This window comes from Halomicrococcus pelagicus, assembly GCF_050954125.1.
Genome location: NZ_JBPBWC010000019.1, coordinates 91,854 through 97,853 on the forward strand (window position 1 = coordinate 91,854; position 6,000 = coordinate 97,853).

Below are 6,000 nucleotides of genomic sequence, written 5' to 3' on the forward strand. Positions count from 1 at the left end.
AGCGAGTATCGAGACGTAATCTGGATGTAGACGTGCTCGATATGGAACTGATCAAGAATCTCGGAGAACCTGATCGCCAACTCGTCGAGTCGGTTCGGTTCGCGCCGGACGACGAGTGTTCCGTTTCGTAGCTCGATACCGCCCATAGACGTTCGTTAGCAGGCGGACGCGTGAATCGCCTCGGGGTCAAGCCTCGAGGCTTCCCGTTTCTACGACGTGACGTGCAGACACACGCCGAAAATCATCGGTGTCCGTAGCGGTCACAGTCTCCACGGGCGTTGATTCGGGCCATCCCAGCCCTAACTCAGAAAAGCCTCGTTGAAGGATGTTCATCGCCGCATTCGCATCCCTGTCCGTCTCGAACCCACACGACGGACAGGAGTGTTCCCGCACCCAGATAGGTTTCTTCGTCTCTACGCCACACGACGCGCATTTCTTTGTTGTTCCTCGTGCCTCGACTTGAACGACGTGCGTGCCGTGCAAGTCGCCTTTGTATTCGAGGAGCGTGATGAACTGACGCCACGCCGCGTCCTGCTTGTTCCGAGCGTTTCCATCGTCCCGAAGCATTTCAGTAACGTTGAGATTTTCAACAAATACAGCGTCGTATTTGTGGAGAAGCAACGTCGTAATCTTGTGCTGGTAGTCCAGTACCTTCCGACGGATGTGACGCTTGACCTTTGCCACTTCCCGGCGCTGTCCCTCGTAGTTGTTCGACCCCTTCTGTTTGCGAGACAACTTGCGTTGTTCTCGGCGGAGTCGTTCGTACTCGTCTTCGAGGCCGAGCCAATCCACGGTCGTCCCGTCGCTGGTGTGGATGTAGTTGAGGATGCCGAGGTCGATGCCCACGCTGTTGGTCGTGTTGAGCGAGTCCACCGAGGGTTTCTCGGGAACGTGTTCGTCGTCGGTTTCGAGGCCGAAGGAGACGAACCACTCGCCAGTTCGTTCTTTCTTGAACGTGACTTCCTTGATAGTGGTGTGTTCGGGGAGCGGGCGATGGTAACGGATTTTGACCCAGCCGATTTTGCTGAAGCGCACGAACGCATACCTGCTGCGGCCCCTCTTTTCATCGAGGTCGAAACCGGACTGGTTGTACGTGACGCTCCGATACTCGCTGGGTGCTTGCCGTTTGAGTTTTCCGACCTTGCGCTCGTTGTTCTTGAGTTCCTTCAGGGAAGTCAAGTTGCGGTGGAAGCGTGCGATGGTGGCTTGTGCGGCCTTCGAGTACAGTTCACTGAAGAGCGGCCACTTGCGTTTCCACTCGGGGAGTTTGTTGTTCTGGTCGTACTCGCTTAGCTTCTCGTCCCCGGGGATGTTCTTGTAGTCCCAGTGGACGTGGTTGTAGAGTTGGCGATGAACGTCGATATGATGTTCCAGTCGCTCCGCTACCTCTTCTGTCGGGTAAGCGTGGTAGCGGTGACTATGTTCCATCGCTATCTCTTAATTAGCAACGTATTGACTTAATTATTTGTCTCCCTGCGTGTCGGCTTTATCCCCGAGGTCAAGCCTCGGGATATTCGCCTTGACCGCAAATAAATCGTCGGGAGAGGTAGTATCCATAACGGCGATTCAGCGTCCCCGTCCGACGACATCCCCGTCACAGGACGAGAGAGTCGTCGTTCCCCCGACCCGGATTGCCGTCCCCCTCGCCGTTGCCGAGACCCTCGTCGTCGTCCTCGTCATCGCTTTCGTCGTCGTTCTCCCCTTCGTCTTCGCCCTCAGCCTCGCCGCCGTTCTCGTCGCCATCCTCGGAGTCCGCCTCGCTCTCTCCGCCTTCGTCCTCGCTCTCGTCGTCGCTCTCACCTCCCTCGTCTTCGCCGGCGTCACCGTCGTTTCCTCCACCGTCGTCCGAACTCGCCGATTCGGCGGTCGACCGCCCCGCGTCACCGTCTTCGGAGTCAGTTGCGCCGCCGTCCTCCGGGACGACCGTGGTCGAGAGCCGGTCAGACGGAGTCGTCGATTCGGCGCCGGTGTCGAACACGCCCGCGATAGTCGACATGCCGAGGAGGAAGAATACGATCCCGACGACGACCAGCGTCCGCTGCAACTGCTCCATTGCAGCCGCCAGTTCATCCGGTAGGGTCTTAATTAGTAAGAGATTAAACCGCGAGACGACCCCCGATTGACGGCACAGGTCAGGTCTGACTGGAGTCGAACTCCAGGGTCACGTCGAGCAGCTTCTCGAAGACGTCGGGAAACTCCGCCGTCTCGACGCGCTCTTCGTCCTCGTCGTACCGTATCAGCCCCGCGGCGGACAGTTTCGGGACGTCGGTGTGGTGGAGGTCGGTGTAGATTCGGACGTGGCTCTCGGCGGGGAGCGGCTCCGACCGGTCCGCGTTCATCCAGCCGGCGACGTTGTCCGCCAGCCGCGTGACCGTCGCCGTCTCGTGGCGGCGGAGGTGGTAGAGCGCGTACCGACGGCGAGGCTCAGCGAGTATTTCGAGGAGGATGCGCAACGAGTCTGGAGCCGTATCGGCCATCGTGGGGGACTGCGAGAGCGTTGGAATCCTGCTGTCTTAAAACGACTGATTGGCGGCTGCGAGCCGCTTCTCGTCTCTTCGCCGATCGGCGCGACCCTCGGCCGTGGCGTCGAGAACGCGCCAGAACCGGGCGATTCTGGTGTCGCCTGAACCGGTCGTTCGGGTTCCGGTAGCGTCGGCGACGTCGAGGGAGAGGTTTATGTTCTCCGTCCGGTATGTTCGGGCATGGTCGACTTTCTGCCCTCCAGCGTCGACCCGGGGGACGCGGCGGACCGCGACCCGCGGGTGGTCGGCGTCGACAGCGAGGACGCCGACGACCTGATGGCCGCGCTGTCCTCGGACACCAGCCGCAAGGTCCTCGCCGCGCTGTACGAGGAGCCGGCGTCGCCCGCCGCACTCGCCGACCGCGTCGACACCTCGCTCCAGAACGTCCAGTATCACCTCGGAAAACTGGAGGACGGCGACCTCGTCGAGGTCGTCGACACGGTGTACTCCGAGAAGGGCCGCGAGATGGACGTGTACGGTCCGGCGGCGGAGCCGCTGGTTCTGTTCGCCGGCAACGAGGAGCGGACGGTCGGTCTCCGGTCCGCGCTGACGAACCTCCTCGGCGGCGTCGGCGTGCTCGGCCTCGCCAGCCTCGTCGTCCAGCGCCTCTCGACGGGCGAACTGCTCCCGTTCGGCGCGACGTCGAACGGGGGCGGTGACGGTGCGCCGGTCGACTACGACGGGGGCTCGAACGCGGCCGACGGCGGCGCGAACTCGACGACCGAATCTCCCGGTACTGCGTTCGGCGCCAACGACTCGGGCGGAACGGAAGTGAGCACGACGGTCGACTCGTCTCGACCTGGCGAGACCGTCACCGTGTCCGTCGACACCGCGGAGAGCACGACGTCGGCGGCGACGACCACGACGGCCGAGCAGGTCCGAACGACCGCCGACGCGGCGTCGACCGCGGCGACCGACGTCGCGCGGACCACCACGGAGGCCGTCACGACGGTCGGTTCGGACGGAGCGGCGGCCGTCGCTGGGCTGCCGCCCGGCCTGGTCTTCTTCGCCGGGGGCGCGCTGGTGCTCCTCCTCGGGTTCGCGGTCTGGTACGCCCGGGCGCGGCCCGGACAGGTCTAAGGTCCGGGCTGCCGAACCTCGACGGGAATGGAGCCCGGACGACTCCACGCGCTCGGAACGGCCTCGCTCGCGGCCGGAACGACGCTGCTCGTCCTCTCGCTGCCGGTCATCGTCGCCAGCGTCGCGGGGATCGCCGACGGCGCGCCGACCGTCGACAGCGCGATTCGGACGCTGACGAGCGTGCTGTCGACCGAGTACGCCGGGCTGGACGGAACGAAGCGACTGCTGTACCTCGGTGTCGTCGGCGTCGCCGTCTCGCTGTGGCTGCTCGGAGCGGGACTCCTGTTGCAGGCCCGGGCCGAACGCCGGGAACGGTAGCGGAGAGCGGGGACGTGGCGTATGCTCTGACTGGCGGTCGAGGGACGACCGACACTGCGGTGGCGTCGCCGGTTCGCACGCCACGTGCCCGACGAGCGTCCGAACCGTAAAAAGCGTCGCTAATCGTGGTACGTGGGCCTCAAGAGGGCTCCTCCGACTTCTCGACGTCTACCGGCAACGCGTCCAGTCGTGGTTCGACCCGCGGCGTCTCGCCCACGACGTCGGTGACGATGTCGGGCCACTTGCTGCCTGGACCGGTCGCGACGGCGACGACAGTCTCGTCCGGGGCGACGACGCCGTCGGCGACCGCCGGCGGGACGGCCGCCGCGGAGAGCGCCCCAGCGGGTTCGACGAAGACTCCGTCGCGGCCGCAGCGTCTGAGCGCCCGCTCGACGCCGGACTGTTCGACGGCGTACGCCGCCCCGCCCGAGGCGCGAACGGCGTCCAGCGCGTGGGACCCCGACCACGCCCCCTTCGTGGACACGCTGATGGGCATCGGACCGTCGTCCCGGCCGACCGTCTCCGCGCCGGACTCGTAGGCTCGCGTCAGCGGCGCGCGCTCGGCCGTCTCGCCCGCGACCATCGCCGGCAGACCGTCTATGACGCCGGCCTCGCGGAGTTCGCGGAAGCCCTTCCAGATGCCGTAGAGGCCGTCACCGGACCCGACCGGCACCGCGACGGCGTCCGGGACGCCGTGGCGTTCGACGACCTCGAACGCGATGGTCTTGTACGCCTCGTAGACGTACGGCTGGGCGGCGTAGGCGTCCGCGACCTGGTAGGTCGGGAACCAGCCGCGGTCGGCGAGGGCCGCCAGCAGGTCGAGGCGGCGGTCCTCGGTCAGCGTCACCGCCTCGGCTCCGTGAGCGCGAATCTGGGCGAGGTGGGGGCGGTCGCTCTCGTCGGCGACGAGCACGAGCGTTTCCTCGACGTCCGCGGCGCTGGCGTAGGCGGCGACGCTCGCGCCGTGATTGCCCGTGCTCGAACAGGCGATGCGGTCGTGGCCGAGCGCGGCGACGTGCGAGAGCACGACCGCGTTCAGGCGGTCCTTCCACGACCACGTCGGGGCGACCGTCTCGTTCTTCAGGAGGACGGTCGGGCCGGACGCTCCGTCGGCGGCGGCCGCCGAGCAGTGCTCGCCCTCGACCAGCGGGGTCCACCCCTCGCCGAGCGTGAGCGGTTCGAACGCGGCGTCTCCGGGCGCGTCGGTCGGCAACCAGTCGCCGTACCGCCAGACGTCGTATCGGTCGGCGTCGGTCGGCAGGTCGGCCGGCGAACCGACGTCTGTCGGCGGGTCCAGCGCGACTTCGAGGCGGCCGTCGCAGGCGGGACACCCCGGCGGCTGTCGGGCCGGCGAGACGCGCTCGCCGCAGTTCCGGCAGACGAACTCGTGGTCCATGTCGCCCGGTTCGTCGGAGTCCCGAAAAATCGTTTGGGAACCGGCCTGGACCGCTGGAATCCGGGGAGTATGTCCCCGAAGGGCTTTACGCGGCGTGGTCGTCGGTTGGCCCATGGACGCCATCGAGCAGTTCGAGGACCTCGTCGAACGGCTTCGCCAGAGCGCGACCGTCGAGACGGTGTACGGCGAACAGATAGAGCGAGAGGGGAAGACGGTCGTCCCCGTGGCGACCGTGGGCTACGGCTTCGGCGGCGGCTGGGAGACGGAGGAGGACGAGACCGGCGGCGGCCTGGGCGGTGGCGTCAGGGCGACGCCCGTCGGCGCACTCGAGGTCACCGACGAGGAGACGCGGTTCGTCCGGCTCGACGAGGGCTCGCGCGCCGGGGCCGGACTCGTCTTGTTCGCCGGCCTCGTACTGGGATTCCTCCTCGGCCGTCGATGACAGCCGTCCCGACTTTCTCGCGCTCCAACGATTTATGCGCCCCCGCGTCGTAAGGGTACGGAAGCGTCGGGCGATCCACGAATGGTCACCGAACGGCAACTCTCCACCAGCAAGACGATTCAGCGGCAGACAGGGCGGACGTTCTACGTAGCCACGCGGCTGCTACCGGAGCGAGTTCGCCACCCGACGTACGTGCTCTACGGGTTCTTCCGTGTTTGTGACGACGTGGTCGACCACCCGGG

General features: G+C 66.0%; 8 protein-coding genes. 4 read left to right on the forward strand and 4 right to left on the reverse strand.

Translation table 11 applies throughout. The annotated features are described in order from the left end of the window. Nucleotides 1-186: 186 nt before the first annotated feature. The 3 genes from ACRYA2_RS22520 to ACRYA2_RS22530 form a co-directional block, all read right to left on the reverse strand. The gene (locus ACRYA2_RS22520) at nt 187-1,428 is read right to left on the reverse strand and encodes an RNA-guided endonuclease InsQ/TnpB family protein (protein WP_433633263.1); all 1,242 of its coding nucleotides are present in this window, start codon (nt 1,426-1,428) and stop codon (nt 187-189) included. A gap of 166 nt (nt 1,429-1,594) precedes the next feature. Continuing rightward, complete coding sequence (locus tag ACRYA2_RS22525) at nt 1,595-2,053, reverse strand: hypothetical protein (RefSeq protein WP_433633265.1); 459 nt, start codon at nt 2,051-2,053, stop codon at nt 1,595-1,597. Nucleotides 2,054-2,132: 79 nt separating this feature from the next. Further along, nucleotides 2,133-2,477, reverse strand: a complete 345-nt coding sequence (locus ACRYA2_RS22530; RefSeq protein WP_433633267.1) for a DUF7344 domain-containing protein — start codon at nt 2,475-2,477, stop codon at nt 2,133-2,135. A gap of 225 nt (nt 2,478-2,702) precedes the next feature. On the opposite strand from ACRYA2_RS22530, the gene ACRYA2_RS22535 reads away from it, so the two are divergent. Both ACRYA2_RS22535 and ACRYA2_RS22540 read left to right on the forward strand, forming a co-directional pair. Further along, entirely contained in the window at nt 2,703-3,602 is a 900-nt protein-coding gene (locus tag ACRYA2_RS22535) for an ArsR/SmtB family transcription factor (RefSeq protein ID WP_433633269.1), read from the forward strand. 27 nt (nt 3,603-3,629) lie between these two features. Continuing rightward, entirely contained in the window at nt 3,630-3,920 is a 291-nt protein-coding gene (locus ACRYA2_RS22540; protein ID WP_433633271.1) for a hypothetical protein, read from the forward strand. Nucleotides 3,921-4,059: 139 nt separating this feature from the next. Here ACRYA2_RS22540 and ACRYA2_RS22545 read toward each other — a convergent pair whose 3' ends face one another. Then, complete coding sequence (locus ACRYA2_RS22545) at nt 4,060-5,316, reverse strand: threonine synthase (protein ID WP_433633273.1); 1,257 nt, start codon at nt 5,314-5,316, stop codon at nt 4,060-4,062. A 112-nt stretch (nt 5,317-5,428) separates the two neighbouring features. On the opposite strand from ACRYA2_RS22545, the gene ACRYA2_RS22550 reads away from it, so the two are divergent. Then, a complete protein-coding gene (locus tag ACRYA2_RS22550) occupies nt 5,429-5,758 on the forward strand; it encodes a GerW family sporulation protein (protein ID WP_433633275.1) in 330 nt (109 codons plus the stop codon). Between the two features lie 81 nt (nt 5,759-5,839). Continuing rightward, a partial coding sequence (locus tag ACRYA2_RS22555) for a squalene/phytoene synthase family protein (RefSeq protein WP_433633291.1) occupies nt 5,840-6,000 on the forward strand: 161 nt, incomplete at its 3' end.

Bases quoted from the DNA above. Each gene is read 5' to 3' on its own strand.
- ACRYA2_RS22520 (WP_433633263.1), bottom strand. From the start codon at position 1,428: ATGGAACATAGTCACCGCTACCACGCTTACCCGACAGAAGAGGTAGCG.
- ACRYA2_RS22525 (WP_433633265.1), bottom strand. From the start codon at position 2,053: ATGGAGCAGTTGCAGCGGACGCTGGTCGTCGTCGGGATCGTATTCTTC.
- ACRYA2_RS22530 (WP_433633267.1), bottom strand. From the start codon at position 2,477: ATGGCCGATACGGCTCCAGACTCGTTGCGCATCCTCCTCGAAATACTC.
- ACRYA2_RS22535 (WP_433633269.1), top strand. From the start codon at position 2,703: ATGGTCGACTTTCTGCCCTCCAGCGTCGACCCGGGGGACGCGGCGGAC.
- ACRYA2_RS22540 (WP_433633271.1), top strand. From the start codon at position 3,630: ATGGAGCCCGGACGACTCCACGCGCTCGGAACGGCCTCGCTCGCGGCC.
- ACRYA2_RS22545 (WP_433633273.1), bottom strand. From the start codon at position 5,316: ATGGACCACGAGTTCGTCTGCCGGAACTGCGGCGAGCGCGTCTCGCCG.
- ACRYA2_RS22550 (WP_433633275.1), top strand. From the start codon at position 5,429: ATGGACGCCATCGAGCAGTTCGAGGACCTCGTCGAACGGCTTCGCCAG.